Here is a 26270-nt window from a genome sequence, read left to right on the forward strand (position 1 = left end):
TATCCGGATCTCCCGCCCGTTCCTGATAAATCGGCCGCAGTAGATGCTCCATGGTGATTCCTCCCTTTCACATGTGGAAGTTCGACATGCCGGACTCGATTCCTTCTTTCGCATCCAAAAAACGACTATGCCGAACAAATATGCTATAGTATACGGGGATGCGGGCAACAGCCGCCCGCCCTTCATCAAAGGGAGGAAATCGGGAATGAAACCATATAAGAATAAAATCAACCGGATCCGTTCCTTCGCCCTGGCCCTCATCTTCATCGGGTTTGTCGTCATGTACTTCGGAATCTTCTTCAAGAAGCATCCGATCGTCATGACCCTCTTCATGCTGCTGGGTCTGTTGTGCATCATTGCCAGCACAGGCGTCTACTTCTGGATCGGCATGCTTTCGACGAAGGCCGTCCAGGTGGTCTGTCCGAACTGCGGCAAGCCGACGAAAGTGCTCGGACGCGTGGATATGTGCATGCACTGCCGAGAGCCGCTCACGCTCGATCCAAACCTCGAAGGCGAAGAGTTCGATGAATCGTACAACCGGAGAACGACGGCGCGCGAAGGGAAATAAATATAAAAAAACTCACGGACTCAGAGTTCCGTGAGTTTTTTAATTCCGGCTGCCGGTCATTGGACGGATGTCTTCGCCTTTTCGGCCGCACAGGCCGGGCAAGTTCCGTACACTTCCATACGGTGATTGTCGACTTGGAAACCGGTGACGTGTGCCGCAAGATGCTCCACTTCGTCCAATCCGGGGTAATGGAAGTCCACGATCTTTCCGCAGTCGCTGCAGATGATATGGTAATGGTCGTTCGTCACAAAATCAAACCGGCTTGAAGAATCGCCGTACGGCAGCTCCTTTACAAGCCCGGCTTCGCGGAAGACGCGAAGGTTATTGTATACGGTGGCCACACTCATATTCGGGAATTTGCTCTCGAGCGCACGGTAGATTTCATCGGCGGTCGGATGGGACATCGACTTCACGAGAAATTCAAGAATCGCATGCCGTTGGGGAGTGATCCGTACACCCGTTGTCTTTAACGTATCCAGCGCTTCTTGAAGCACAGTTTCAGACATGGACATGCCCACCTCTTTTCATAAGGATTCCTTAATGATAATTGTTACAATCAGTTTATCGGAATCAGGGCATGTTTGTCAACGAAGCCGGTCGCATGGCTTCTCCGTGTGATTCAGCCTGGGCTGCTCCGGTCGCCGATGTCACGAATGCAGGACGTCTTCCCGGCCCCCGAGCCGCGTGTTCACATACCTGGCGGCGACGAACAGGAAATCGGACAGCCGGTTCAGATAAGCGATGACGTCCGGGTTCACATGGTCGCCGAGCCTGATTGCCGCCCGCTCCGCCCTCCGGGTGACCGTCCTGGCGAAATGCAGTCCCGCCGCCGCCGGATGTCCGCCCGGGAGGATGAAGTTTGTGAGCGCCGGCAGATCTGCGTCGTACTGGTCGATCCATTCCTCAAGTCCCCGGATCTCCTTCGGCTCGAGCGTCCACTTCACTTCTTTTCCTGCCGGCGTCGCCAGTTCTGCGCCCACGTGGAACAGGACGGTCTGGATCCGCCGGAACGCCTCCAGCAATTCATCCTTCCCCTCAAAAGATTCGGCATGGAGATGGGAGATGCCGAGGCCGATGGCGCTGTTCGCCTCATCACATGTGCCGTAGGCCTCCACGAGCGGATCGGTTTTCGGCACCCGCTTCCCGTAGATCAGCGAAGTCGTTCCCTCGTCCCCCGTCCTCGTGTAAATCTTCATATCAGTACCCCCTCGACGTGTCGATCAGGTTTTCCATTTCATCCGGCTTCTTGTCCAGCCATTTCCTAAGGTTCGGGGCGAATATGTCGAGCGACCGTTCCACGTATTTTCCCGACAGGGCCGAAACGTGCGGGGATACGGTCACATTGTCCATCCCCCAGAACGGGTGGTCTTCCGGAAGCGGTTCGGACTCGAAGACGTCCAGAACCGCGGCGGCCGGCCTGCCTCCGTTCAGCGCATCGATCAGATCCTGCTCTTCGTACAGGTCCCCCCGTCCGAAGTTGAGGAAGACCGCGCCTTCCTTCATGGCGGAGAAGTGCTCTTTTTTCAACAGGCCGCGCGTTTCCGGCGTGCTCGGCAGGACCGAGACGACAAAGTCCATTTCGGGCAGCGTATCCTCCAGTTCGGCGAACGACAGCATCCGGTCCATATGATCCGCCTGGCGGCCGGACCGGTTGCATCCGTACGTTTCGACGCCGAATGCCTGAAGCAGGCGGCCGGCTTCCCCGCCGATCGCGCCCGGTCCGAGGATGAGCGCCTTCGAACCATGGAGTTCCGTTCCGCCGACCCGCTTGTTCCATTCGCGGCGCTCCTGCTGCTCGTAGATTTTCTTGAGGCCCCTCTTATAGGACAGGATGTGCGCAATGATCGATTCGGCCATCGGTATCTTGTGGATGCCGCGGACGTTCGTCACTGTGATGTCGCCTCTTCGTGCGATCGCGCCGAGCGGCAGCTGCTCGAGACCGGCCGATGCGACCATGAGCCACCGGAGGGCCTTCGCCTGCTGGATATGCTCCTCGCTGAGATCGCCTCCGTACGTGACGATCACCTCGGCTGTTCCGAGCGCCGGATCGTCCGGTTTGCGCCCGAACAGAAATTCCACGTCCGGGAATTCATCCTTCAGCATCTTCTCCTGGTGTTCTTTGATCGGAAATAGAAATAAAACTTCCATTGTCTGCTCCCCCTTGTCAGTCCGTCAGTTCTTTCAGCGTCTCGAGCGCCTCTTCCACATGCCCCTTGACGCTCACTTTCCTCCACTCTTTCACAACGGTCCCCGTCGGGTCGATGAGGAACGTCGAACGCTCGATTCCCATATACTCGCGCCCGAAGTTTTTCTTCAGCTTCCAGACGCCGTATGCCTCCGCGGCCTCATGGTTCTCGTCGACGAGAAGCCGGAACGGCAGGCCATGCTTGTCGATGAATTTCCCATGCGATTCCGCAGAATCCGGGCTGACGCCGAGGATGACGGCATTCAGCTCTTCAAAATCCGAGTGACGATCGCGGAAATCGCATGCCTCCGTCGTGCAGCCGGGCGTCTGGTCCTTCGGATAGAAATAAAGGATGACATAACTTTTCCCTTTGTAATCTTCAAGCGAAACCAGGTCCCCCTGCTCGTCCGACAATGTAAAAACGGGTGCCGTGAGTCCTTCAAGTGATTGCGTCAAAAAGATCCCCTCCTGTTTTCTTCATCGTACCGGAGCGGCCCCGGCGTGACAATTCTTTTGGTGTTCGGACGTTTCTTTGACTACAATGAATGATGGACATCAAGAACGGAGGGATTCCTTTGGAACGGAAAAAATCAGAACAGATCTACAGCGAAGCGCTCGAACATATCGTGGGCGGCGTCAACAGCCCGTCCCGCTCATACCGCGCAGTCGGCGGCGGATCCCCGACCGTCATGGAACGTGCGCAGGGCGCATACTTCTGGGATGTCGACGGCAATGAATATATCGACTATCTGGCCGCCTACGGACCGATCATCACCGGCCATGCGCACCCGCACATCACGGAAGCGATCAAACATGCGGCGGAGACCGGTGTCCTGTACGGCACACCGACTCGCCATGAAGTGAAGTTCGCCAAAATGCTGAAAGAGGCGATCCACTCGCTCGACAAAGTCCGGTTCACGAACTCGGGCACCGAATCGGTCATGTCGACAATCCGCGTCGCGCGCGCCTACACCGGACGGACGAAAGTATTGAAGTTTGCAGGCTGCTATCACGGCCACTCGGACCTCGTCCTCGTTGCGGCGGGTTCCGGTCCGGCGACACTCGGGACGCCGGATTCCGCGGGCGTGCCGAAATCGATCGCCAGCGAAGTGATCACCATCCCGTTCAACGACGCGGATGCCTACCGGGAGGCGATGGAGCGATGGGGCGATGAACTCGCAGCCGTCCTCGTCGAGCCGATCGTCGGCAACTTCGGGATCGTCGAGCCGAATGAAGGCTTCCTGCCGTTCGTACACGAACTGGCGAAGGACCACGGAGCACTGATCATCTATGATGAAGTGATCACCGCATTCCGCTTCCACTACGGCGGCGCGCAGGACCTGCTCGGACTCACGCCGGACCTGACGGCGCTCGGCAAGATCATCGGCGGCGGTCTGCCGATCGGTGCATACGGCGGACGAAAAGAGATCATGGATGAAGTCGCGCCGCTCGGGCCTGCCTATCAGGCCGGGACGATGGCCGGTAATCCGGCATCGATGCTGTCGGGCATCGCCTGCCTGGAAGTGCTCCGGGAGGAAGGCGTTTATGACGAGCTCGACCGTCTCGGCGGCATTCTTGAGGAAGGCCTTCTCCGCTCGGCAGAAAAGCACGGCGTGACGATTACGATCAACCGTCTGAAAGGTGCACTCACGGTCTTCTTCACCGACGAGAAAGTCGAAAACTACAAGCAGGCGGAAAACAGCGACGGCGAACAGTTCGCCCGGTTCTTCCGGCTCATGCTCGAACGCGGCATCAACCTCGCCCCTTCCAAGTACGAAGCCTGGTTCCTTACGACGGCCCATACGGAAGACGACATCCGGAAGACGCTCGAAGCGGCCGACGCTTCGTTTGCCGAAATGGCACGCGCCTGAAAAACGGATGCCGTCCGGTGCATTGATTCGGGTATCGGTGTTCGGGTAAAGTAGTAAAAACGGGATTTCGCATGGAAAGGAAAATCGTTGCATGAAACTCGGCGCACGAATATTAAAGACCGGTGTCGCGATCGTCCTGGCACTGTTCCTGGCGCAGTCCCTTCAACTGCCGACTCCGCTGTTCGCCGGTATTGCGGCCATCTTTGCGATCCAACCCTCGATCTACCGCTCATACCGGACGATCGTCCAGCAAGTGCAGGGGAACATCATCGGTGCCGTCGTCGCCTTCATTTTCGCCCTGATCTTCGGCGACCACCTCGTCGGAGTCGGATTCGCGGCAGTCGTCATCATTGCGATCATGCTCCGGCTCAAGCTGGAGAACGCGATCACGCTGGCGCTCGTCATGATGATCGGGATCATGGAGCTCCCTGACGAAAACTTCGTCATGTATGCGGTCCTCCGCTTTTCCACGATGCTGACCGGGATCTTCTCGGCCTTCCTCGTGAACATGCTGTTCCTGCCGCCCAAGTACGAGACGAAGCTGTTCCAGTCGATCCAGTCAACCGAGGATGAGATCATCCGCTGGACCCGGCTCGCCGGCAGGCAGGCATCCGAGCACTCCGCCACCCAGAAAGCACTGAAGAAGATCGACGGCCATTTCAAGAACATCGATACACTTTATTCGCTGTTCAAGGAAGAACGCGGCTACACGAAACGCTTTATTTATCAGAAGGGCCGAAAACTGGTCATTTACAGACAGATGATCCAGACAGCGAAAAGCGGACACCGAGTGCTGAAGCAGCTTCATCTCTACGAAAACGAGCTGATCTCGCTGCCGCTCCACTTCCGGATGATGGTCCAGGAGCGGCTCGATGACCTCCTGACTTACCAAGAGCAGATCCTGCTGAAGTTCGCCGGCAAGCTGAAGGATGAGCGGATGGCACGATCTGGCGTCGAGGCGGCGCTGAGCCGGCAGGAAGTGATGGATATCTTCGTGAAGGAGATTGCCGTCACGAAAGAGGAGGAGGAATTCTCCGCCTACCACCTGTTGCATCTCCTGTCCTCGATCCTTCGATATGAAGAGGAGCTCGAGCAGTTGGATCGTCTCATCGTCGGCTATGTCAAGCGGCACGGCGGCGAAATGGATGCCCGGCTGCGGGAAGACATCTTCTGAAAAAGAGTGTCTGCCCCCGGTGGGGGGCCATCCATTTTGCATCCGGATCTTCCTCAACATCATAAAACCGCGGAATGGGCACCGTCGCCCGTTCCGCGGTTTTTTGCTTGTCAGCTTTTCATCCTCGGATCGAGGGCGTCCCGGAGGCCGTCGCCCATCAGATTGAAGCCGAGCACGGTCAGCATGATGGCGAGCCCCGGGAAGATCATTGTCCACGGAGCGTCCCGCAAGTAGTTCCGGGCGTCCGCCAGCATCTTGCCCCATTCGGGATCCGGTGCCTGGGCGCCGAGTCCGAGGAAGCCGAGCGCCGCCGCCTCGAGGATCGCCGTCGCTACGGCGAGCGTGCCCTGGACGATGACGGGCGCCATCGAATTCGGCAGGATATGAGAGAACAGGATCCTCCCGTCCTTCATGCCGATGCCTTTCGCCGCCGTGATGTATTCATCCTGTTTGATGCTGAGCACCTTGGAACGGATCAGCCGCCCGAAATTCGGGACGTTGATGACGGCGATGGCGATGAGGGCGTTCCGGAGCGACGGGCCGAGGACCGACACGATCGCGATGGCGAGCAAAATCGACGGGAAGGCCAGCATAATGTCGAACAGCCGCGAAATGACCGTGTCGATCCACCGGCCGTAGTAGCCGGCGATGATGCCGAGCGCGCTGCCGACGATGACCGAGCCGATGACCGAGAAGAACCCGACCGTCAGCGAGATCCGGGCACCGTGAATGACCCGTGAAAGGATATCCCGTCCGAAATCGTCGGTCCCGAACCAGTGGGCGGCCGACGGGGCCATCAGCCGCTCCGTCACATTTTGATCGTTGATGCCCTCAGGCGCGATCAGCGGTCCGACAAGCGCAAGCGCGACGAAGAAGAGGACGATGAACGCGCCCGCGAGCGCCGCCTTGCTTTTCTTGAATCCCGTCCAGGCTTCGCGCCAGGGGCCGGCCGCCTTTTCTTCCGGAATGTCCGGAGGCTGGTTTGTCGTGAGTTGAGTCATGGCCGCTGTCCCTCCTTCAGTCGTATTTGATGCGCGGGTCGACGACGCTGTACAGCACATCGACGAGCAGATTGATCATGACGAAAATGAATGCGACGACGAGGATGCCGGACTGGACGACGGGATAGTCGCGGAATCCGATCGCATCATAGATGTAGCGTCCGATGCCCGGCCAGCCGAAGATCGTTTCGGTGAGGATCGCCCCGCCGAGCAGGATGCCCATCTGAAGGCCGATGACCGTGAGCACCGGGATGATCGCATTTTTCAGTGCATGCTTGTAGACGACGAGGGACATTTTCTGCCCTTTCGAACGGGCGGTCCGCACAAAGTCGGAACGCATCACTTCAAGCATGCTGGAGCGGGTCATCCGGGCGATGATCGCCATCGGGATCGTGGCAAGCGCGATGCCCGGCAGGATCAGATGCCGGAGAACCTGGCCGAGCTGATCGAACCGGCCCTGGATGAGCGTATCGATCACGTACAGCCCGGTGATCGCGTGGACCGGATTCCTCACATCCTCGCGTCCGGTCGTCGGCAGAAGATCCAGCTCGATGCCGAACGCCCATTGTTCCATGAGACCCAGCCAGAAAATCGGCACTGACACTCCGATGAGCGCAAGAATCATGGCCGTGTAGTCGAACCAGGAATTCTGGAACCAGGCGGAGATGATGCCCGCATTCACACCGATGACGATGGCGATGATCATCGCGAAGATCGCCAGTTCGGCCGTCGCGGCCAAGTACGGCCAAAGTTCATCCGCGACAGGTGAGCGGGTGCGCAGAGATTCGCCGAGGTCTCCACGAAAGATGTTCATGAGAAATTCAAAGTACTGGGTATACCATGGCTGATCGAGGCCGAGTTTCGCCTCCAGCGCCGCAACCGCCTCCTTGGACGCCTGCTGGCCGAGGATGACCTGCGCGGGATTTCCCGGTATGGCCCGGATGATCATGAAGACGATGAATGTCATGCCGAGCAGGACCGGGATGAGCTGCAGCAGCCGTTTTCCGATGTATTGGAGCATTTGGACCACTCCCCGAGTTCAGTTTGCAGATTCTTATCCCAATAGGGAAAGGGGGAGGGGCGGTGCGCGCCCTCCCCCTCGTCCATCACTTGAAGTCCACGTTGGTCAAAATGTCCGAGCCTGTCGGATGCGCCTTGAATCCGGTGATATCAGCCGAACCGCCGAGAAGCGGGATCGAGTGGGCGATCGGCACCCAAGGAGCGTCGGCATGGATGATTTCCTGCGCCTTGCCGTACAGTTCGTTCCGCTTGTCTTCATCGACTTCCGTCTGGGCTTCGATCAGGATGTCATGGAGTTCGGCGTTGTCGTAGTACGTATAGTTGTTGCTGCCGATATTGTCGCCGTCGAGGAGTGCGTAAATGAAGTTATCCGCATCCCCGTTGTCACCCGTCCAGCCGAGGAGGAATGCGTCCGCTTCCCCTTTGCTCGCCTTTTCAAGGTAGGTCGCCCATTCGTACGTGACGATGTTCGCCGTCACGCCGACATCGGCAAGGTTTTTCTGGATGACTTCCGCGACTTTCTGTCCGTCCGGCATGTAAGGACGAGGGACCGGCATGGCCCACAGCTCCATTTCAAATCCGTCCGGATGGCCGGCTTCTGCAAGCAGTTCCTTCGCTTTTTCCGGGTCGTAGTCGTAGCCTTCGATATCATCGTTAAATCCGGAAATCGAAGGTGGGATCGGGTTCTTCGCCATTTCGGCTGCGCCTTCAAAGAATGCGTCGATGATCGCCTGCTTGTCGATCGCGTGGTTGATCGCCTGGCGGACTTTTGGATCGCCGAACGGCTCACGCGTAACGGTCATGCCGAGGTAGCCGATGTTCATCGACGGACGCTCGAACAACTGCAGGTTGTCGTCTCCTTCAATCGTGTTGGAATCAGACGGATTGATGCCGTCCGCAAGATCGATGTCCCCTTTGATCAGGGCGTTCAGGCGTGCCGCGTTGTCCGGAATCGAACGGAAGATGACGCGGTCCAGCTTCGGCAGGCCGTCTTTCCGGTAGTCTTCGTTCTTTTCGATCGTGATGGAGTCGTTGCGCTTCCATTCCACAAATTTAAACGGACCGGTGCCGACCGGATTGTCTCCGAATTTATCGCCGTCTTTCTCGAAAGCGGTCGGGCTGGCGATCCCGAACATCGTCATGGCGATGTTTTTCAGGAACGGCGCCTGTGGACGCTTCAGCTTGAAGACGACCGTGGAGTCGCCGTCAGCCGTCACGGATTCGATCACGTGGCCCTCATCCCCTTTGAATCCGCCGAACATCGACTGGTAATACGGGAATGTATCCGCGTCCCCGTTCGCCCAGCGTTCGAAGTTCTTGACGACCGCTTCTGCATTGAAGTCGGTGCCGTCATGGAACTTGACGCCTTCTTCAAGCTGGAATGTGTAGGTAAGGCCATCTTCGGCCGCTTCCCACTCTTTGGCAAGACCTGGATTGATCGTCGTGTCCTGTTCCCCGAAGTTTAGGAGCGTTTCGAAGATATTGGCTGCGACTTTCATTGATTCGCCGTCCGTCACGGTAGACGGATCGAGCGAAACGGAGTCGCCGCCGCGTCCGAAGACGAGCGTTTTGTTCCCCCCGCCGGATCCTCCGTCTCCGCTCCCGCCTTCTCCGCTGCTGCTACCGTTGCCGTTGTCAGATGAGCAGGCGGCGAGCACCATCGAGATGACGAGCAGGACGATGAGTGACCACAATTTCCCCTTTTTCAAATTGACCCCTCCGTCACTAGTTTTTTATTATCATTGCCGGCTGTTTCCTCCGTATAGAGGTGGCAGGCGACAGAATGACCGGGTTCGGTTTCTTGCAGCGGCGGCACGTCCGTCATGCAAACATCCATGCGGAACGGGCACCGGGTGTGGAACGGGCAGCCCGAAGGCGGATTCGCCGGACTCGGGATATCTCCCTCGAGCACGATCTGCTCCCGCTCAAAGCCGGGATCCGGGACCGGCACGGCAGACAGCAGGGCCTGCGTGTATGGATGGAGCGGCTTGGCATAGAGGGATTCGCTGTCCGACAGCTCCACGATGCGGCCGAGGTACATGACGCCGACTCGGTCGCTGATATGGCGGACGACGCCGAGGTCATGCGCGATGAAGATGTAAGTGAGCCCGAAATACCTCTGAAGATCCTGCATCAGGTTCAGCACCTGGGACTGGATCGACACGTCCAGCGCCGAAACGGGTTCGTCCGCGATGATCAGCTTCGGATTCGTCATAAGCGCCCGGGCGATTCCGATCCGTTGCCGCTGCCCGCCGCTGAACTGGTGCGGATAGCGGGCTGCATGGTATTCGCTCAGCCCGACGATCTCGAGGAATTCCCGGACTTTCTTTTTCCGTTCGGCCGCATTTTTCATTCCGTGGACGATGAGCGGCTCCTCAAGAATCTTGCCGACGGTATGGCGCGGGTTGAGCGATGCGAACGGATCCTGGAACACCATCTGGACGTCCCGGCGCATTTTCCGCATGTCCTCGGCGCCGAGCGCGGTGAGCTCCTTGCCGTCGAATTCAATCCGTCCGTCCGTCGGCTCGAGCAGCCGCATGATCATGCGGCCGGTCGTGGACTTTCCGCATCCGGATTCGCCGACGATGCCGAGTGTTTCTCCGGGATAAACGTCAAAGCTCACGCCGTCGACGGCTTTTACGTGGCCCTTGATGCGGCCGAGCGCCCCCTTTTTCACGGGAAAGTATTTCTTCAGCCCCTCAACTTTCAACAAGGGCTTCGTCATGGGCCGCCGCCTCCTTTCCGTCGCGCAGGAAGCAGCGCGCCCGCTGTCCGGAAGGCGTGCCGTACAGGTCCGGGTCTTCCGCCGTGCACCTGTCGAACACGTACGGGCAGCGCGCGGCGAACCGGCAGCCATGTTTGATGGAGCCGGGGCGCGGGACGTTGCCCTGGATCGGAACGAGCCGCTCCTGCTTGAACCGCATATCCGGCACTGACTTCAGAAGTCCTTCCGTGTACGGGTGCTGCGGATCGTTGAAGATGTCCTCAACCGGCCCCTCCTCGACGATCTGGCCGGCATACATGACAAGAACGCGCTCGCACGTTTCCGCCACGACGCCGAGATCATGGGTGATCAGGAGCACCGCGGTGTTCAGCCGGTCGTTGAGGTCTTTCATGAGTTTCAGGATCTGGGCCTGGATCGTCACGTCGAGCGCCGTTGTCGGCTCATCCGCAATCAGGATATTCGGCTCGCAGACGAGCGCCATCGCGATCATCACCCGTTGCCGCATCCCACCCGACAACTGATGCGGATAATCATCCATCATCTCCTCGGCACGGGGCAGTCCGACGAGCCGGAGCATTTCGACCGCCCGTTCGCGCGCCTTCCGCTTCCCGAGCTTCGTATGGATGAGCAGCGCCTCCATCATCTGGTTGCCGATCGTGAACAGTGGATTGAGCGAAGTCATCGGTTCTTGAAAAATCATCGCAATGTCATTCCCGCGTACTTTCCTCATTTGCCGCTCCGGCAGTTTTGTGAGATCCCTTCCCCCGTACAGGATCTCCCCTCCGGTCACTTTGCCCGGCGGGTTTGGCACCAGGCCCATGATCGACAGCGACGTGACACTTTTGCCGCATCCCGATTCCCCGACAATGCCGAGGATTTCTCCTTCACGCAGGCCGAATGTGATGCCGTCAACTGCCGGCACGATGCCGCCATCCGTGAAAAAGGACGTCCGGAGGCCATTCACACTGAGCACTTCCCGTTTGCTGTCCATGGCGTCCCCCCATCTCGTTGTCTCTACTTTTCTGATGATTCTGCGTTCTTTCATTATACAAATCTTTCCCGAATATGCAATAGGGGGTTCTAAAGTCATACGTCATACATGGGTGGACCTGATCGGCTGGGGTATGTGGTGTGTGGGACGTGTGGCGGAGGGAGGGTGAGTGGAGTGGGGGCGAGTGTTAGCGGAGTGAAGGTGAGTGTTATCGGGGTGGGGCCGAGTGTGAGCGGAGCGGGGCCGAGTGTTATCACATCGAAGGACGTGTCCACGGGTTAGTGTAAATCCGTCAATCTAAGAGCAAGGCTCACACAGACACAGTCTGTATGGATGAGGAATTCGGAGTGTGGGATGCATTTTCGGAGTATGGGCCGGAAATTCGGAGCATGGGATGCATTTTCGGAGTATGGACCGGAAATTCGGAGTATGGGATGCATTTTCGGAGTATGGACCGGAAATTCGGAGTATGGGATGCATTTTCGGAGTATGGACCGGAAATTCGGAGTATGGGTGGACGCATCAGGTAATTTTGTGGACACATTTCACTTCACGAGATTTCCGCGGCCGCTCGGATACTTTTCGCGGCCGCTTTGATCATTCTCGCGACCGCTTCCCCCTTTCTCGCGGCTGCTTGTCCGACTCCGGATTTTCGCGGCCGCTCGGATATTTTTCGCGTCCGCTTTGACCATTCTCGCGCCCGCTTCCCCCTTTCTCACGCCCGCTTGTCCGACTCCGGATTTTCGCGGCCGCTCGGATTCTTTTCGCGTCCGCTTTGACCATTCTCGCGGCCGCTTCCCCGCCGCCCCGAATTTTTCGCACTCGCTTTGACCATTCCCGCATCCGCTCCCCCCCATTCTTCCGCCCGCCTGCCGCCCACCCCCCGACTTCCCGAATATAAAAAAGCAGTGCGGACTGCCGGTTTGCCGGCTTGCCGCACTGCTTTTATTCGGTTTCCGTTCCGGATGGGGGCATGTCGAGTTCCTGGACGAGGAACAGGTCGTGGTAGATGCCTCCGGATTCGAGCAGCTCCCCGTGGGTGCCGCTTTCTTTCAGTTCGCCGTGGTCGATGACGAAAATGTTGTTTGCGTGGGTGATTGTCGAGAGCCGGTGGGCGACGACGATGGTCGTTCGGTCGTGCGCCAGCCGGTCGAGGGATTCCTGGATGAGCGCCTCGCTTTCGAGGTCGAGGGCGGAGGTGGCTTCGTCGAGGATCAGGATCGACGGGTTCTTCAGGAATACCCGGGCAATGGCGATGCGCTGCTTCTGGCCTCCGGACAGCTTGACGCCGCGCTCCCCGACTTCCGTTTCATAACCGGCCGGCAGTCCCATGATGAACTCATGGGCGTTTGCCGCCTGTGCCGCGGCGAACACTTCTTCGTCGGTTGCATCCGGCTTGCCCATGAGGATGTTTGATTTCACCGTGTCGCTGAACAGGAGGTTATCCTGCAGGACGATGCCGATGTTGCGCCGGAGCGACTCGATCGTCACGTCGCGCACGTCCATGCCATCGATGAGCACCGCTCCGCCGGTCACATCATAAAACCGCGGGATGAGGCTGATGATCGTCGATTTCCCGCCGCCGCTCATGCCGACGAACGCAACCGTCTCTCCCGGATTGACCGTAAAGCTCATATCGTCGAGCACCGGCTGCTCTTCCGGCCCGTAGCTGAACCGGACATTGCGGAATTCAACTTTCCCGGCGGCTTCCGGCATCTCGGCCGCGCCCGGTTTGTCGGTGATGTCATAGGATTCGTCCATCAGCTCGAACACCCGGTCCATTGAGGCGACCGCCTGGGTGAGCGTGGTGGAGGAATTGACGAGGCGCCGGAGCGGGTTGTACAGCCGGTCGATGTAGGCGATGAAGGCGACCATTGTCCCGACCGACAGGCTGCCGCCGATCACATGCCAGCCCGCGTAGCCGATGACGAGGAGCGGGGCGACATCCGTGATCGTGTTGACGACGGCGAACGCCTTCGCATTCCATTTCGTATGCGCGATGGCGGCATCAAGGAACTCGCCGTTCGTTTCATCGAAGAGCTTTTTCTCCCGCTTCTCTAGCGCAAAGCTTTTGATGACGCTCATTCCGGACACCCGCTCATGCAGATAGCTCTGAACGTTCGCAAGCGCCTGGGACCGGGTCCGGGTCAGTTCGCGGAGCCTGCCGAAGAAGTGCTTGACGCTCCATGCGTAGAACGGGAAGGCGATCAGCGTGACGAGCGTGAGCTTGACATCCATCGTCAGCATGATGCCGACCGCGATCAGGATTGTCGCGAGATCCAGCCAGACGTTCATCAGGCCGATCATGACGAAGTTCTTCGTCTGTTCGACATCGTTGATGACCCGGGAGATCACTTCGCCGGCCCTTGTATTGGAATAATATTTCAGGCTGAGCTTCTGGAGATGATCGTAGATCTTCCCGCGGATGTCGAACAGGATTTTGTTCGATGTGTACTGGGCATAGTATTGCCGGAAATATTCGACCGGCGGACGCAGCAGGAAGAACAGCAGCGTCGTGCCGCCGAGCCACCAGATGAGCTGCTGTTTCTTGTCCGCGGCACTCAGCACGTCCGAGCCGATGATGTCGTCGATGACGATTTTGATGAGATAGGGAATGAATAGCGGGATGGCGAATTTCACGATCCCGATGATCAGTGTGAGGGCGATCATCCAGCCGTAGGGCCGGACAAAAGACATATACCGTTTCATGCTGCCCAGTGTGCATCATCCTTCCTCCCGACAACGGAACAGCCCGCCCATGACGGGCAGGCTGTCAATTCCGTGCCTGGAACTGTTTGTGGAATTCGTAACGGGACGTCCAGACATCAATGAAATCAGGTGCGAACGGCCCGCGCCGCTGCTGGATCCAGCCGATCAGCTTGTCCACATTCCTTTTCAAGATCTTGTCGATGACGTCGGGGTACTTCATCTGCTCTTTATGTTCCTCATATTCGTCTTCGTCCAGAAGGTTATAGGACATGTCGGGAAAGACCTTCACATCCAGGTCATAATCGATGTACTTCACCATTTTGTTGTCGTAGACGAACGGGGAGCTCATGTTGCAGTAGTAATAGACGCCGTCATCCCGGAGCATGCAGATGATGTTGAACCAATGCTCGGCGTGGAAATAGACGATCGACGGTTCGCGCGTGAGCCACGTGCGCCCGTCGGATTCGATCACGAGCGTTCGTTCATTCGCACCGATCACGATGTTTTTCGTCCCTTTCAGCACCGTCGTTTCCTGCCAGACCCGGTGGATCTTTCCGTCGTGCTTGTAGCTGTGGATCTGGACTGTTTCTCCTTCTTTCGGGATTGCCATAAATCAACCCCCCTTTTCGAGACGGCTGTTCGGATTATTTGTTATCTTTTCATTATAGCAATGAGCCGCCCAAAGAGAAAATAAAAAGAGCCGGAAGGGCGAAATCGCCCAACCGGCCGGTGGTTAAAATCCAATCCGTTATTTGTTGTTCCGATTCCCGCGGAAGGAAGACTGTTGCTTGTTTTGCTCAGCCTTCTGGTTCTGGCGGCGGACTTGCTGCACGTCCGTTTCAGATCCGAATTCCTCGCCGCGAATCTGCTTGCGGACTTGCTGAATGTCCGTCTCAGAGCCAAACTCCTCGCGCTGCAGCTGCTGGTCGTTGTTGTTATTGTTGTTGTTGCGCTCGTTGCGGTTGTTCCGCTGATTGCGCTCGTCCAGGTTGTTGCGCTGCTGATCGTTGTTCTTCGTCATGGATTTCTCACCTCCGTGCTCATTATGGTGTGCACGGAGACTTTTTTTATTCAGCTGGAAAAAATTTTATTTGGCAACCATCCGGATCACTTTCCACCGAGCACTGCATCCCGCACTTTTTTCGTCGGGTTCGGAAGGGTCAGTGATTCCATTTCACCTGGCAGGAACCAGCCGCCTTGGACATCGAACGGGCCGTCCCCGGCCACTTCGGCGGTGAACGCTTGGACTTCCCAGATCCGGTGGGTGAACATGTGCTTGAATTCGGTTGCCGGCTGCAGCTGGGTCAACTTGAGCCCGAACCGGTCCGAAATGAGGCGCACCGCTTCTTCGGGGTCGCCGGTCCCTTCCGCCGGGAACTGCCACATGCCGGCGAGGAGCCCTTCGCCGGGCCGCTGCTCCATCAGCCAGCGGCCGCCGGGACTCCGGACCGCGATGACCGTCTGCGGAACGGCGGCCGGTTTCTTTTTCTTTGATTTGAAAGGCAGTTCTTCTTCCCGGCCTTCGTGATAGGCGGCACACCAGTCACGGACCGGGCAGAGCAGGCATTTGGGACGGGTGGGAGTGCAGACGGTCGCGCCGAGTTCCATGAGTCCCTGATTGAACGAAGACGGATCTTCGCGGTCAATGAGATCCATGACGGCCTCTTCGAATAACTTGCGGGTTTTCGGCTTGGCGATGTCTTCTTCGATGAGCAGCACACGCGACAGGACCCGCATGACGTTGCCGTCGACGGCCGGTGCCGGGATTCCGTAGGCGATGCTCATGACGGCGCCGGCCGTGTAGGGGCCGACTCCCTTGAGCTTGCGGAATCTGTCGGGATCCGCCGGGACTTCGCCGTACGTCTCATAGGCTTCCCGGACGCCTGATTGGAGATTCCGCACGCGGGAATAATACCCGAGTCCTTCCCACTCCTTCATCAGCTCTTCCACCGGGGCATAGGCAAGCTGGGCCATATCCGGATAACGCTCTGCAAACCTCATATAGTATGGGATGACCGTGTCGACCCGCGTCTGCTGGAGCATCACTTCGGAAATCCAGATCAAGTAAGGATCGCGGGTGCGCCGCCACGGCAGGTCCCGGCACTCGCGCCGGTACCAGTCCGTCAGTGCTTCACGGAATGCTTGTTTCCAATCTTTTGAACGCAATGTTTTCCTCCTGTTGTGTTACGATTAAGCCAACATTTAGCGGGTATATTATTGTGTACCGGGTCTGTGCCTTCATCCGGCACGAAAAGAGAGGGGGAACGCCATGGATACCGGCACCCATATTGTCATGGGGCTCGCGCTCTGCGGCCTCGCCCAGGCCGATCCGCTCGTGGCGGAGCATACGGCCACCGCGTCGGTGGTCTATGCCGGCCTCATGCTCGGTTCGCAGGCGCCGGATATCGACACGGTCCTGAAGCTCAGGAACAACGCCGTCTATATCCGGAATCACCGGGGATTCACCCATTCCATCCCGATGATGCTCGCATGGCCGCTCATCATCTCCGTCCCGCTCGCTCTCATCGTCCCGGAGGCGGATCTTCTCCACCTCTGGCTATGGACGCAGCTGGCGGTATTTCTGCATGTGTTCGTCGATATATTCAACNTTCTTTGATTTGAAAGGCAGTTCTTCTTCCCGGCCTTCGTGATAGGCGGCACACCAGTCACGGACCGGGCAGAGCAGGCATTTGGGACGGGTGGGAGTGCAGACGGTCGCGCCGAGTTCCATGAGTCCCTGATTGAACGAAGACGGATCTTCGCGGTCAATGAGATCCATGACGGCCTCTTCGAATAACTTGCGGGTTTTCGGCTTGGCGATGTCTTCTTCGATGAGCAGCACACGCGACAGGACCCGCATGACGTTGCCGTCGACGGCCGGTGCCGGGATTCCGTAGGCGATGCTCATGACGGCGCCGGCCGTGTAGGGGCCGACTCCCTTGAGCTTGCGGAATCTGTCGGGATCCGCCGGGACTTCGCCGTACGTCTCATAGGCTTCCCGGACGCCTGATTGGAGATTCCGCACGCGGGAATAATACCCGAGTCCTTCCCACTCCTTCATCAGCTCTTCCACCGGGGCATAGGCAAGCTGGGCCATATCCGGATAACGCTCTGCAAACCTCATATAGTATGGGATGACCGTGTCGACCCGCGTCTGCTGGAGCATCACTTCGGAAATCCAGATCAAGTAAGGATCGCGGGTGCGCCGCCACGGCAGGTCCCGGCACTCGCGCCGGTACCAGTCCGTCAGTGCTTCACGGAATGCTTGTTTCCAATCTTTTGAACGCAATGTTTTCCTCCTGTTGTGTTACGATTAAGCCAACATTTAGCGGGTATATTATTGTGTACCGGGTCTGTGCCTTCATCCGGCACGAAAAGAGAGGGGGAACGCCATGGATACCGGCACCCATATTGTCATGGGGCTCGCGCTCTGCGGCCTCGCCCAGGCCGATCCGCTCGTGGCGGAGCATACGGCCACCGCGTCGGTGGTCTATGCCGGCCTCATGCTCGGTTCGCAGGCGCCGGATATCGACACGGTCCTGAAGCTCAGGAACAACGCCGTCTATATCCGGAATCACCGGGGATTCACCCATTCCATCCCGATGATGCTCGCATGGCCGCTCATCATCTCCGTCCCGCTCGCTCTCATCGTCCCGGAGGCGGATCTTCTCCACCTCTGGCTATGGACGCAGCTGGCGGTATTTCTGCATGTGTTCGTCGATATATTCAACTCATACGGGACGCAGGCGCTCCGGCCGTTTTCAGACCGCTGGGTAGCGCTCGGCGTCATCAATACATTTGACCCCTACATTTTCGGTGCCCATGCAGTGGCGCTTCTCGCCTGGCTGCTCGGCGCCGAACCGGTGAAGACGATGCTCATCCTCTACGGGCTCCTCGCCGTGTATTATGTGGTCCGTTTCGCGGTCCAGGCAGCGGTCCGCAGTGCGGTAAGACGGACAATCCCGGATGCGGAAGAGATCATCATCGCGCCGACGATGCGTTTCTTCCAGTGGCGCATCGCGGCCTGCTCGGGCACCCACCATTATGTAGGACGGGCGTACGGCCGCTCCGTCACGATCTACGATAAGTTTCCGAGGCGGACAATCCCGGACAACGAGCTCGTCCGGACCGCCTTCAAAGATCCGAACATGCGGGCCTTCCTCAGCTTTTCGCCGATCTACCGGTGGGAAATCACCGATCTCGGCTCGGTTTGCGAAGTCCGCCTCATCGACCTCCGCTACCGGAGCAAGGAATTCTATCCATTTGTCGCCGTCGCCCATGTGGACGACGACATGCACATCCGGAATTCCTATACCGGCTGGATCTTCAGCGAAGATAAACTGAGGAAGAAGCTGCATTTCGCACACGAAAAGGGTTGAACGGCAGACCGCCGGGCCATGACGGCCCGACGGTCTTTTTCATTCCGGTTGTCCGTCTGGTTCGTCCAGCAAGGCGGCGATTTTCGGATTCGTCGCCTTGAACTCATCCAGCCGGTTGCCGTAGACGTCGATCCATCTGAGAATCATCGCCGATGCCTGGCTGTCTTCCATCATGCCGTAGCCCGCGCGCGCATAGGACGACTCGATGTCGGATGCGAGCAGTTCGATCCACTGCGCGGCCCGCCCGGCGGACAGGCTTCCGTTCGCTTCCATCAGCCGTTCGGCCAGTTGCCTCATCAAATCCGGATTCATCGGTTCACTTCCCTTTCTTCAGGTTCCCGAGCATCGAAATCGGAAGCGCCTCCAGGTTCAAGTCGCCGCCGAGCCGGTATCCCCAGGCAAACCGCCCCTTCAGGTAGTCGACCTTGAAAAAGTTCCCTTCATCCCCGTGGATCCGGTACACCTCTCCGGGAATGATCGTGGAAGGATCGATCAAATAGGCCTGGGCCATGACGGCCTTCCGCTGATAGACGGCGAACTCGTTCACGATGCCGAGTTGTTCGGCCTTCCGTGCCTTTTCTTTCAGCCGGGCGATTTCAGACCGCAGCTCATGCTCGGTCATCTCACTGTAGCTTTTTTCATTCATTTTTCCTGTGCCTCTCTTTCTTCCTGCTCATCAATGAACCGTCCGATCCATTCGGCCGGCACGCCCTTCTGGTACATAGCCTGCCTGACGCGCTGCCTGCGTTCGTTGCCGCTGTATTTTCCGCTGTATCTGCGCCAGGCCTTTTCTCCCCATTTTTCAGCAAGAGCGGCCCATTCGTCTTCTTCGGGCTCAAGGCCTTCCTCGATCCGCCCGATTACCGTCTGGATGACGTCTCTTCCGTAGCCTTTCCTCATGAGGGATTCCTGGATCTTCTGTTTGATCTGGAGCGGCGTTTTCCCGCCGCCTCTGTCGGCCAGCTTGCGGGCAAGGTCTTCTGCCAGCTCCAGCTGCTCGTCCTCGGAAAACGAGGCGAGCGCCTCTTCCTGAAGCTTATCGGAGATCCCCTTCTGCTTGAGTTCCCGGCGTATGGCGGCCGGCCCTTTTTTTGCCGTGCGCTTTCTTGTTTCCAGGAGCGCCTTGGAGAACGATTCGTCGTCAAGGAATCCCTGGCTCCTCAATTTTACGACTGCTTCAAGCACGACCGACTCGCCGAAACCCGCAGACAGGAGCTTTTCTTTCACTTCGTGCTCGCTCCGCATCCGGAATCCGAGAAACTGGATCGCCTTGTTGTAGGCTTTCCGCACTTCGTCGCCGTAGATGATCTCATCGATCTCCCAGTCCTCGAGGATTTTCCCTTTCATGAGACCGAACCGGATGAGCACCTGTTCATCGGCGCTGAAGGCGTATTTCCCGTCCAAAAAGATATTATAACGTTCCGCACTGTTTTTCTGCTGGCTGATTTTCGTGATTTCGGGCAAGTCTCCACCTCCCGTTCTATTCTTTCATTATACCTGTTTGCGGGCGGTCATTCACGCAATGGGAGCCACCGGACGGGAGAACGGGTATACTCGGTAGAAAGGAGGAATGCTCGATGAAAATCGCAATCACCGGCGGCACCGGCTTCCTCGGACAAACGCTCGTCCGCCTTCTTTTGGAAAAAGGACATGAGCCGGTCATCCTGACGCGGCACCCGGACAAACCGGACGGGAAAGTGCCGCAGATCGGCTACCTCGGGAAAGGCGATCGGCCTGAACGGCAGCTCGGCCGTGTGGATGCATTCGTCAATCTTGCCGGCACGTCGATCAACGACGGGCGCTGGACCGACGGGCGAAAGGCGGATATCCTCGACAGCCGCCTGCGTGCCACGTCCGAAGTGCTCCGCATCATGAACGTCCTGGCGCATAAGCCGGAAGTCCTCGTCAACGCAAGCGCGGTCGGCATCTACCCGTTTTCGGAGACCGGGACATTCACCGAAGAGGCGCCGCAGGGGGACGGATTCCTGCCCGGCGTCGTCAGGGAATGGGAGTGGAAGGCGCAGCAAGCGGAGGAGGCCGGCATCCGGACGGTCTTCATGCGTTTTGGCATCCTGCTCGGCCGGGGCGGCGGCGCGCTTCCGCTCATCTCGCTTCCCTACCGGCTGTTCGCCGGCGGTACGGTCGGAACCGGCCGGCAGTGGGTCAGCTGGATCCACGTCGAGGACGCGGCGCGTGCGATTTTATTTGCTATTGAAAACAGCTCGCTTTCGGGTCCGGTGAACACTGTCGCTCCGGGCGCGCTCCGGATGAAGGATTTCGGCAAGGAAGTCGGAAGGGCGCTCGGACGGCCGCACTGGATCCCCGCGCCTTCGTTCGCGCTCAAAGCGGCGCTCGGCGAAAAAAGCGAAATCGTGCTCCAGGGACAACGAGTCGTCCCCGCCCGCCTGGAAGCCGCCGGATTCCGGTTCCGCTATCCGGATGCCCGCTCCGCGCTCCGCGAAATATATGCGGACGAAAAATAGAATAAATCCGGCCGCCCGGCGCAACCTAACCGAAAAGGAAAGGTTGCGTTTTCATGTTGAGACATCATGCGGGCGGCTTATTCATCGCTCTGGCAATCTTGGCGGCGGGACTCGTGTTCAGCCCGTTCCGCGCAGAGGCGGGCGAGCTCCACTGGGGCTTCAAAAAAGCGACCGGCGGCGTTCCTCCCGATGCCGGCGCCGAGCTGAACGGGCTGCTCGAAGAATACGGCGCCCTCTATAAAGGTTCTCCGGATAAGAAGATTGTTTACCTCACATTCGACAACGGATATGAGGCCGGCTACACCGAATCGATTTTGGATACGCTCAAGAAAGAAAATATATCCGCCACGTTTTTCCTGACCGGCCACTACCTCGAAAGTGCAGGAGACCTCGTGAAACGGATGGTGAAGGACGGCCATACGATCGGCAACCATTCTTACGGCCACCCGAACATGGCCAACATGTCGGCAGCTGAACTGGAGGCCGAATGGAAGAAGTTCGATGACCGGCTCCGGGAAGTGGCCGGCGTCAAGCGGACGCACTATGCCCGACCGCCCGAAGGGATCTTCAACGCGAACGTGCTTGAAACCGGCAACCGGCTCGGCTACCGGCATATCTTCTGGTCGGTCGCTTTCATCGATTGGCACCGTGACGAGAAAAAAGGCGGACAGTACGCCTACAATGAACTGATGAAGCAGCTTCATCCGGGCGCGGTCGTCCTCATGCATACCGTCTCCCCGGACAACTCCGACGACCTTCCCGCCTTCATCCGGGACGCCCGGAAAGAGGGCTACTCTTTCGGCACGCTTGACGAACTCGTTGAGGAGGCGTTTTTTCCGGACAATGGCTGACCGCTTCAAAAACAGAACAGGCTGCACGGAAGACGTCCCTTCCCGTGCAGCCGTTTTGTGTCAGGCGAAGCTTTTGCTTTTTCGGGTCCTTCCTGTCAGGAAAATGATGAACAGCACGGCGAGCAGTCCCGACATGAACGTCAGATAGCCCAAATCCGTCTCTCTTCCGACAAGGTAACCGCCGAAAACCGGCCCGGTGAGACTGCCGACGCTGAAGAAGATCCCGCATAGCAGATTCCCCATCGGCAGGAACGTTTTCGGCGTCAAGTCGGTCATGTAGGCAATGCCGAGCGTGAAGGTGGACCCGACGAACATGCCGGCCGTGAAGACCATGGCGAGTACGCCCCACTCGTTTGACCCGGCCAGGCCGGCAAGGAAGAATGCGGCGGATCCTCCGCCGATCGCGATCAGCAGGACCGAATGCCTGCCGATCCGGTCGCTCAGCATGCCGAGCGGAATCTGGGATGTGATGGCCCCGACCGAAAAGGCGGCCAGGATGAAGGATATGTAGGAAACGTCAATTCCCGTCCGCAGGGCATACACCGGATAGATCGCGTTCAGCGACGATTCGAGGAAGCCGTACGCAAACGGCGGAATGAACGCAATCCAGGCGAATTTCATCGTTTCCCGGAAACGCCCGATGAACGACATGGGTGCCTCGTTCCCCTGCAGGTGATCGGGGAAGTCATTGCGCAGGAGGAAGACGAGTGACCAGGCGGCCATGCAGAGGATTCCCGAGACGATGAACGGCAGCCCTTCGAACACACCGATCAGCGGAACAAACAGCGGTCCGACCGCAAATCCAGCGCTGAACATGATCCCGTATACGGCGATATTGCGGCCGAGCTTGGCCTGCGGAGTGGTGCTCGTAATCCACGTCTGGGTCGAGAAATGAAGGGCATTGTCCCCCATCCCGATGAGCAGGCGAAGGATGAACCAGAACACGACACTTTTCCACAGCGGGAACAAAAGCAGCGACAGAAACACGGTGAGGCCTCCGAAAATGATGACCGGCTTATAGCCGAATTTTCGCAGCGGCGCCTCCATGAACGGCGAAATGAGAAGCGTTCCGATATAAAGCCCGGTCGCATTCAATCCGTTGAGCGTCGAAGAAATGCCGTCTTGTTCGAAAATGACGGAGATGAGCGGCAAAAGCATCCCCTGTGAAAATCCTGAAATGGCCACGATGATGACGAGGATCCAGTACCTCGCACGGCCCGATTCGATTTTGACCAAGATTGTTCCTCCCTGCAGGAGTCTGATTCGATTCCCGCTTTGAAATCCTGTACAATTCTAACATACAGGGAGGGATGGCCATGAAATTTCTCATGACGGAACACGGTTTTCAGACTGAAACTCAGTTCGGGACGCTCGACATCTCGGCGGAAGATGAATTCGGCTTCCGGCCTTACCAGCTGATGGTCTCTTCGATTGCAGTCTGCAGCGGAGGCGTCCTCAGGAAAGTGCTCGCGAAGATGCGCATGCCGGCAGATGACATCGCCATTGAAGTGAAGGAAGTCGACAGGAACCCGGATGAAGCAAGCCGGATCGAGCGGATTCATCTTCATTTCAGCATCAAGGGCGACATTGCCGACTCCAAAATGCCCCGCGTCATGGAGCTCGTAAGGAAAAACTGTTCAATGATGCGATCGGTCGAAGGTTCGATCGAGATCGAAGAGACGTACGAAATCTACAACTGACGGCATACAAAAAGGCTCAGTCATCGGGAATCCCGGCGGCTGAGCCTTCTATTCTGAGTCACACCATTTTAAGTTTTTCATCATCTCGTATTTTCTCGGCAGGATCGCCGGTGAAAGTCCGAATCCCCTCCTTCGCTTACGTCCCGGATGTGTATTCCGACTTTTTCACTTTGTCCTCCTCTCTCTCTTGAACTTGAATTCATTGTATCATGCATTTCATTCATTGTAAACATTCAAAACCTTTAGTTTATTGAAATTAATGCTTTTGTCCTATGCCGGTTGAAATCGGTTTGTTTTCCCTTTAAAATCAACATCAGAATTGAGGTGTCCACATGGAACAGCACGACCACAAACAGCAGGTCGAGTATTTGAAAGAACGCTTGAACGACTTTCTTGAAACACTTGAGCATCTTGAGCCTGAAACTGCAGATTTGGATGAGATCGACCGCCTGATCCGCATGATTGACGAAATCGATGTGAAAGTGACCCAGATCAACCGTTCGGAAGGCTGACAGGCAGGACAGAAGCCGTGCCGGAATCAATCCCCGGTGCTATAATAAGAGTATGGAAGAAATGCGCGGTTTCATTCCCGCGCCCGATAGCAAAAGCTGGTTTCCCCGAGCGGGAAGCCAGCTTTTGTGCATATTCGGGGGTATTGATAGCAATTGTCATTCTCAAATAGAAAAAGGAGGGATTAGATTGGCCACAATCCGAGAGAAACTGACTGCGACCAGCGGACACCGGCTTCCGGCCTGGCTGAATGCAGAAATGATCGCCGCCCTTTTGTCGGGTGTCCTGATTGTCACCGCCTGGTTCCTTGGCAGATCTGATTACCCGACCGTCTCCGCCATCCTGTTTATTTCCGCTTTTGTCATCGGCGGGTATGCAAAAGCGAAGGAAGGCATCACAGAGACGATCGAGGACCGGCAACTGAACGTGGAAATCCTCATGATCCTTGCGGCGATCGGCTCTGCGGCGATCGGATACTGGACGGAAGGCGCCGTCCTCATCTTCATCTTCGCGGTCAGCGGTGCGCTCGAATCGTACACGACCGAAAAAAGCAGCAAAGAGATCTCCTCTTTGATGGACCTCAAGCCAGAAACGGCGGTTCGGCTCGCCACCGACGGTTCGGCCACCACGGTCGGCGTCGAGGAACTGTCAGTCGGCGACCGGGTGCTCATCAAGCCCGGTGAACGGATTCCGATCGACGGCGTGATCCTCAGCGGGAACGGCTCCGTTGACGAGTCCGCCATCAGCGGCGAATCGCTGCCGCTCGAAAAAGCGCCGGGCGATGAGCTGTTTGCCGGCACTATCAATATGAGCGGCGCCCTGACGGCGGAAGTCGCAAAGCCGAGCACCGATACGCTGTTCCAGAAAATCATCGAACTCGTCCAGACGGCGCAAAGCGAAAAATCTCCTTCGCAGCAGTTCATCGAGCGGTTCGAGGGTTCCTACGTGAAAATCGTCCTGGCCGTGGTCGCCCTTATGATGTTCCTGCCCCACTATCTTGTCGGCTGGGACTGGACGACCACGATCTACCGGGCGATGGTGCTGCTCGTCGTCGCCTCGCCCTGCGCGCTCGTCGCCTCGATCATGCCCGCGACCCTCTCGGCGATTTCGAACGGCGCGAAAAAAGGCGTGCTTTTCAAGGGCGGCAGCCACTTGGAGAACATCTCATCGATGAAGGTGATGGTGTTCGACAAAACGGGGACGCTCACTCTCGGCAAGCCCGTCGTCACTGATTTCATCGTACGGGAAGGCCTTGACCGGAAGGAGACCCTCGCCCTGCTCGGCTCGGTTGAATCGCTTTCAACCCATCCGCTCGCGCTGGCCATCCAGGCGTATGCCGCCGGCCAGGATGCCGGTTCGGCGGAAGGGGTGGAGATCCGTGATATCCCGGGTTCGGGGCTTGAGGCGGAATGGCAGGGCCGTAAGTTCAAAGTCGGCAAGCCGGGCTTTGTCGGGAAGGAAGAGGCCCATGCCTTTGCGGACGGGGCGCTCGGACAGCTCAGCAACGAAGGGAAAACGGTCATCTTCATGCGTGACGAAACGGGCATCCTGGCGCTGGCCGCAATGAAAGACACGCTCCGCCCGGAAGCCGCCGAGGCGATCAGAAACCTCAAGACACTCGGCATGCGGACCGTCATGCTGACGGGAGACAACGAACAGACCGCACGCGCCATCGCCCGCGAAGCCGGCGTCGACGAATTCAAGGCCGAATGCCTGCCTGAAACAAAAGTGGCGCGGCTGAAGGAGCTCGAGAAAGAGTACGGGCCGGTCGGCATGATCGGGGACGGCATCAACGACGCCCCCGCGCTTGCCACCGCTTCCACAGGCATTGCGATGGGCGACGGAACCGGCGTCGCCCTGGAAACGGCGGATGTCGTGCTCATGAGGAACGACCTGCTCCGGATTCCGTACGCCTTCCGGCTGTCCGGCAGGATGAACCGGATCGTCAGGCAGAACATCATCCTTTCCGTCGCCGTCATCAGCGTGCTCATCCTGTCCAACTTCCTGCAGGCCATCAGCCTCCCGCTCGGAGTCATCGGCCACGAGGGAAGCACGATCCTCGTGATTTTGAACGGGCTGAGGCTGCTGAAGGACCGATAAACG

Annotated in this window: 27 protein-coding genes and 2 pseudogenes (1 of these 29 running past the window's edge); 10 read left to right on the forward strand and 19 right to left on the reverse strand. The window is 57.9% G+C overall.

Annotation, left to right across the window (positions count from 1 at the left end):
* A protein-coding gene (locus BN1189_RS01660) for a nucleotidyltransferase-like protein (RefSeq protein WP_040224906.1) crosses the window boundary here: on the reverse strand, positions 1 to 52 show its beginning. 824 nt of this gene lie to the left of the window's left edge; the window shows 52 of its 876 coding nt (coding positions 1-52); its start codon is at positions 50 to 52; its stop codon lies beyond the left edge, outside the window.
* A 153-nt stretch (positions 53 to 205) separates the two neighbouring features.
* Here BN1189_RS01660 and BN1189_RS01665 point away from each other — a divergent pair, with 153 nt between their 5' ends.
* Positions 206 to 568, forward strand: a complete 363-nt coding sequence (locus BN1189_RS01665; protein WP_040224907.1) for a YgzB family protein — start codon at positions 206 to 208, stop codon at positions 566 to 568.
* Positions 569 to 624: 56 nt separating this feature from the next.
* Here the strand turns inward: BN1189_RS01665 and perR are convergent, their stop codons facing one another.
* The 4 genes from perR to bcp all read right to left on the reverse strand — a co-directional run bounded on the left by perR (position 625) and on the right by bcp (position 3209).
* Positions 625 to 1074 (reverse strand): peroxide-responsive transcriptional repressor PerR, encoded by a 450-nt coding sequence (gene perR, locus BN1189_RS01670; RefSeq protein ID WP_040224908.1) that lies wholly within the window; start codon positions 1072 to 1074, stop codon positions 625 to 627.
* A gap of 141 nt (positions 1075 to 1215) precedes the next feature.
* Positions 1216 to 1764 carry a cob(I)yrinic acid a,c-diamide adenosyltransferase gene (locus BN1189_RS01675; protein ID WP_040224909.1) on the reverse strand — a complete coding sequence of 183 codons (549 nt, stop codon included), beginning with the start codon at positions 1762 to 1764 and terminating at the stop codon, positions 1216 to 1218.
* A gap of 1 nt (position 1765) precedes the next feature.
* Positions 1766 to 2716, reverse strand: a complete 951-nt coding sequence (locus BN1189_RS01680; protein ID WP_040224911.1) for a D-2-hydroxyacid dehydrogenase — start codon at positions 2714 to 2716, stop codon at positions 1766 to 1768.
* A gap of 16 nt (positions 2717 to 2732) precedes the next feature.
* The gene (gene bcp, locus BN1189_RS01685; protein WP_040224912.1) at positions 2733 to 3209 is read right to left on the reverse strand and encodes a thioredoxin-dependent thiol peroxidase; all 477 of its coding nucleotides are present in this window, start codon (positions 3207 to 3209) and stop codon (positions 2733 to 2735) included.
* Between the two features lie 92 nt (positions 3210 to 3301).
* Here bcp and BN1189_RS01690 point away from each other — a divergent pair, with 92 nt between their 5' ends.
* Both BN1189_RS01690 and BN1189_RS01695 read left to right on the forward strand, forming a co-directional pair.
* Entirely contained in the window at positions 3302 to 4624 is a 1323-nt protein-coding gene (locus BN1189_RS01690; RefSeq protein ID WP_143242232.1) for a glutamate-1-semialdehyde 2,1-aminomutase, read from the forward strand.
* 91 nt (positions 4625 to 4715) lie between these two features.
* On the forward strand, positions 4716 to 5798 hold the full coding sequence (locus BN1189_RS01695) for an FUSC family protein (protein ID WP_040224914.1): 1083 nt from the start codon (positions 4716 to 4718) through the stop codon (positions 5796 to 5798).
* A gap of 110 nt (positions 5799 to 5908) precedes the next feature.
* Here BN1189_RS01695 and BN1189_RS01700 read toward each other — a convergent pair whose 3' ends face one another.
* From BN1189_RS01700 to mutY (BN1189_RS01740), 9 genes are all read right to left on the reverse strand, one after another.
* On the reverse strand, positions 5909 to 6799 hold the full coding sequence (locus BN1189_RS01700; protein WP_040224915.1) for an ABC transporter permease: 891 nt from the start codon (positions 6797 to 6799) through the stop codon (positions 5909 to 5911).
* Positions 6800 to 6815: 16 nt separating this feature from the next.
* Positions 6816 to 7820: an ABC transporter permease gene (locus tag BN1189_RS01705; RefSeq protein ID WP_040224916.1), complete on the reverse strand. Its 1005-nt coding sequence runs from the start codon at positions 7818 to 7820 to the stop codon at positions 6816 to 6818.
* 85 nt (positions 7821 to 7905) lie between these two features.
* On the reverse strand, positions 7906 to 9528 hold the full coding sequence (locus BN1189_RS01710) for an ABC transporter substrate-binding protein (RefSeq protein ID WP_040224917.1): 1623 nt from the start codon (positions 9526 to 9528) through the stop codon (positions 7906 to 7908).
* Entirely contained in the window at positions 9525 to 10544 is a 1020-nt protein-coding gene (locus BN1189_RS01715; protein WP_040224918.1) for an ABC transporter ATP-binding protein, read from the reverse strand. The genes BN1189_RS01710 and BN1189_RS01715 overlap by 4 nt, the downstream gene beginning before the upstream one ends.
* Entirely contained in the window at positions 10519 to 11535 is a 1017-nt protein-coding gene (locus BN1189_RS01720; RefSeq protein WP_040224949.1) for an ABC transporter ATP-binding protein, read from the reverse strand. Before BN1189_RS01720 ends, BN1189_RS01715 begins: the two co-directional genes overlap by 26 nt.
* Before the next feature lie 945 nt (positions 11536 to 12480).
* Positions 12481 to 14232: an ABC transporter ATP-binding protein gene (locus BN1189_RS01725; RefSeq protein WP_179860879.1), complete on the reverse strand. Its 1752-nt coding sequence runs from the start codon at positions 14230 to 14232 to the stop codon at positions 12481 to 12483.
* Between the two features lie 76 nt (positions 14233 to 14308).
* Positions 14309 to 14854: a nucleoside tri-diphosphate phosphatase gene (gene ntdP / locus BN1189_RS01730; RefSeq protein WP_040224920.1), complete on the reverse strand. Its 546-nt coding sequence runs from the start codon at positions 14852 to 14854 to the stop codon at positions 14309 to 14311.
* A gap of 138 nt (positions 14855 to 14992) precedes the next feature.
* Positions 14993 to 15163 (reverse strand): gamma-type small acid-soluble spore protein, encoded by a 171-nt coding sequence (locus BN1189_RS16310; protein WP_040224951.1) that lies wholly within the window; start codon positions 15161 to 15163, stop codon positions 14993 to 14995.
* 188 nt (positions 15164 to 15351) lie between these two features.
* Positions 15352 to 16410 carry an A/G-specific adenine glycosylase gene (gene mutY, locus BN1189_RS01740; protein WP_082194093.1) on the reverse strand — a complete coding sequence of 353 codons (1059 nt, stop codon included), beginning with the start codon at positions 16408 to 16410 and terminating at the stop codon, positions 15352 to 15354.
* 103 nt (positions 16411 to 16513) lie between these two features.
* Here mutY (BN1189_RS01740) and BN1189_RS01745 point away from each other — a divergent pair.
* Positions 16514 to 16852, forward strand: a pseudogene (locus BN1189_RS01745) (metal-dependent hydrolase); the annotation flags it as partial.
* Here BN1189_RS01745 and mutY (BN1189_RS01750) read toward each other — a convergent pair.
* A pseudogene (mutY, locus tag BN1189_RS01750) lies at positions 16847 to 17533 on the reverse strand (A/G-specific adenine glycosylase); the annotation flags it as partial. The pseudogenes BN1189_RS01745 and mutY (BN1189_RS01750) sit on opposite strands and share 6 nt — an antisense overlap.
* 103 nt (positions 17534 to 17636) lie before the next feature.
* On the opposite strand from mutY (BN1189_RS01750), the gene BN1189_RS01755 reads away from it, so the two are divergent.
* Positions 17637 to 18623: a metal-dependent hydrolase gene (locus BN1189_RS01755; protein WP_040224922.1), complete on the forward strand. Its 987-nt coding sequence runs from the start codon at positions 17637 to 17639 to the stop codon at positions 18621 to 18623.
* Positions 18624 to 18662: 39 nt separating this feature from the next.
* Here BN1189_RS01755 and BN1189_RS01760 read toward each other — a convergent pair whose 3' ends face one another.
* From BN1189_RS01760 to recX, 3 genes are read right to left on the reverse strand one after another with little or no spacing between them, the layout of a single operon-like run.
* Complete coding sequence (locus BN1189_RS01760; RefSeq protein ID WP_040224923.1) at positions 18663 to 18935, reverse strand: YfhJ family protein; 273 nt, start codon at positions 18933 to 18935, stop codon at positions 18663 to 18665.
* Positions 18936 to 18939: 4 nt separating this feature from the next.
* On the reverse strand, positions 18940 to 19269 hold the full coding sequence (locus BN1189_RS01765; protein ID WP_040224924.1) for a YfhH family protein: 330 nt from the start codon (positions 19267 to 19269) through the stop codon (positions 18940 to 18942).
* Positions 19266 to 20087: a recombination regulator RecX gene (recX, locus tag BN1189_RS01770; RefSeq protein ID WP_040224925.1), complete on the reverse strand. Its 822-nt coding sequence runs from the start codon at positions 20085 to 20087 to the stop codon at positions 19266 to 19268. Before recX ends, BN1189_RS01765 begins: the two co-directional genes overlap by 4 nt.
* 113 nt (positions 20088 to 20200) lie before the next feature.
* On the opposite strand from recX, the gene BN1189_RS01775 reads away from it, so the two are divergent.
* Both BN1189_RS01775 and BN1189_RS01780 read left to right on the forward strand, forming a co-directional pair.
* Positions 20201 to 21106 carry a TIGR01777 family oxidoreductase gene (locus BN1189_RS01775; RefSeq protein WP_040224926.1) on the forward strand — a complete coding sequence of 302 codons (906 nt, stop codon included), beginning with the start codon at positions 20201 to 20203 and terminating at the stop codon, positions 21104 to 21106.
* 53 nt (positions 21107 to 21159) lie between these two features.
* Positions 21160 to 21957, forward strand: a complete 798-nt coding sequence (locus BN1189_RS01780) for a polysaccharide deacetylase family protein (protein ID WP_040224927.1) — start codon at positions 21160 to 21162, stop codon at positions 21955 to 21957.
* 60 nt (positions 21958 to 22017) lie between these two features.
* Here the strand turns inward: BN1189_RS01780 and BN1189_RS01785 are convergent, their stop codons facing one another.
* A complete protein-coding gene (locus BN1189_RS01785; RefSeq protein ID WP_040224955.1) occupies positions 22018 to 23184 on the reverse strand; it encodes an MFS transporter in 1167 nt (388 codons plus the stop codon).
* A gap of 89 nt (positions 23185 to 23273) precedes the next feature.
* Between BN1189_RS01785 and BN1189_RS01790 the strand changes: the two genes are divergently transcribed.
* From BN1189_RS01790 to BN1189_RS01800, 3 genes are all read left to right on the forward strand, one after another.
* Entirely contained in the window at positions 23274 to 23657 is a 384-nt protein-coding gene (locus BN1189_RS01790) for an OsmC family protein (protein WP_040224929.1), read from the forward strand.
* A 332-nt stretch (positions 23658 to 23989) separates the two neighbouring features.
* Positions 23990 to 24169, forward strand: a complete 180-nt coding sequence (locus BN1189_RS01795; protein ID WP_040224930.1) for an SE1561 family protein — start codon at positions 23990 to 23992, stop codon at positions 24167 to 24169.
* Positions 24170 to 24425: 256 nt separating this feature from the next.
* Entirely contained in the window at positions 24426 to 26267 is a 1842-nt protein-coding gene (locus BN1189_RS01800) for a heavy metal translocating P-type ATPase (RefSeq protein ID WP_052455571.1), read from the forward strand.
* Positions 26268 to 26270: the final 3 nt, after the last annotated feature.

Source organism: Bhargavaea cecembensis, assembly GCF_000826125.2.
Taxonomy (GTDB): Bacteria; Bacillota; Bacilli; order Bacillales_A; family Planococcaceae; genus Bhargavaea; species Bhargavaea cecembensis_B.

Coding starts and splice junctions, on each gene's coding strand:
- BN1189_RS01665 (WP_040224907.1), top strand. CDS start 206: ATGAAACCATATAAGAATAAAATCAACCGGATCCGTTCCTTCGCCCTG.
- perR (WP_040224908.1), bottom strand. CDS start 1,074: ATGTCTGAAACTGTGCTTCAAGAAGCGCTGGATACGTTAAAGACAACG.
- BN1189_RS01675 (WP_040224909.1), bottom strand. CDS start 1,764: ATGAAGATTTACACGAGGACGGGGGACGAGGGAACGACTTCGCTGATC.
- BN1189_RS01680 (WP_040224911.1), bottom strand. CDS start 2,716: ATGGAAGTTTTATTTCTATTTCCGATCAAAGAACACCAGGAGAAGATG.
- BN1189_RS01690 (WP_143242232.1), top strand. CDS start 3,302: ATGGACATCAAGAACGGAGGGATTCCTTTGGAACGGAAAAAATCAGAA.
- BN1189_RS01695 (WP_040224914.1), top strand. CDS start 4,716: ATGAAACTCGGCGCACGAATATTAAAGACCGGTGTCGCGATCGTCCTG.
- BN1189_RS01700 (WP_040224915.1), bottom strand. CDS start 6,799: ATGACTCAACTCACGACAAACCAGCCTCCGGACATTCCGGAAGAAAAG.
- BN1189_RS01705 (WP_040224916.1), bottom strand. CDS start 7,820: ATGCTCCAATACATCGGAAAACGGCTGCTGCAGCTCATCCCGGTCCTG.
- BN1189_RS01715 (WP_040224918.1), bottom strand. CDS start 10,544: ATGACGAAGCCCTTGTTGAAAGTTGAGGGGCTGAAGAAATACTTTCCC.
- BN1189_RS01720 (WP_040224949.1), bottom strand. CDS start 11,535: ATGGACAGCAAACGGGAAGTGCTCAGTGTGAATGGCCTCCGGACGTCC.
- BN1189_RS01725 (WP_179860879.1), bottom strand. CDS start 14,232: ATGTCTTTTGTCCGGCCCTACGGCTGGATGATCGCCCTCACACTGATC.
- ntdP (WP_040224920.1), bottom strand. CDS start 14,854: ATGGCAATCCCGAAAGAAGGAGAAACAGTCCAGATCCACAGCTACAAG.
- BN1189_RS01755 (WP_040224922.1), top strand. CDS start 17,637: ATGGATACCGGCACCCATATTGTCATGGGGCTCGCGCTCTGCGGCCTC.
- BN1189_RS01760 (WP_040224923.1), bottom strand. CDS start 18,935: ATGAATCCGGATTTGATGAGGCAACTGGCCGAACGGCTGATGGAAGCG.
- BN1189_RS01765 (WP_040224924.1), bottom strand. CDS start 19,269: ATGAATGAAAAAAGCTACAGTGAGATGACCGAGCATGAGCTGCGGTCT.
- BN1189_RS01775 (WP_040224926.1), top strand. CDS start 20,201: ATGAAAATCGCAATCACCGGCGGCACCGGCTTCCTCGGACAAACGCTC.
- BN1189_RS01780 (WP_040224927.1), top strand. CDS start 21,160: ATGTTGAGACATCATGCGGGCGGCTTATTCATCGCTCTGGCAATCTTG.
- BN1189_RS01790 (WP_040224929.1), top strand. CDS start 23,274: ATGAAATTTCTCATGACGGAACACGGTTTTCAGACTGAAACTCAGTTC.
- BN1189_RS01795 (WP_040224930.1), top strand. CDS start 23,990: ATGGAACAGCACGACCACAAACAGCAGGTCGAGTATTTGAAAGAACGC.
- BN1189_RS01800 (WP_052455571.1), top strand. CDS start 24,426: ATGATCGCCGCCCTTTTGTCGGGTGTCCTGATTGTCACCGCCTGGTTC.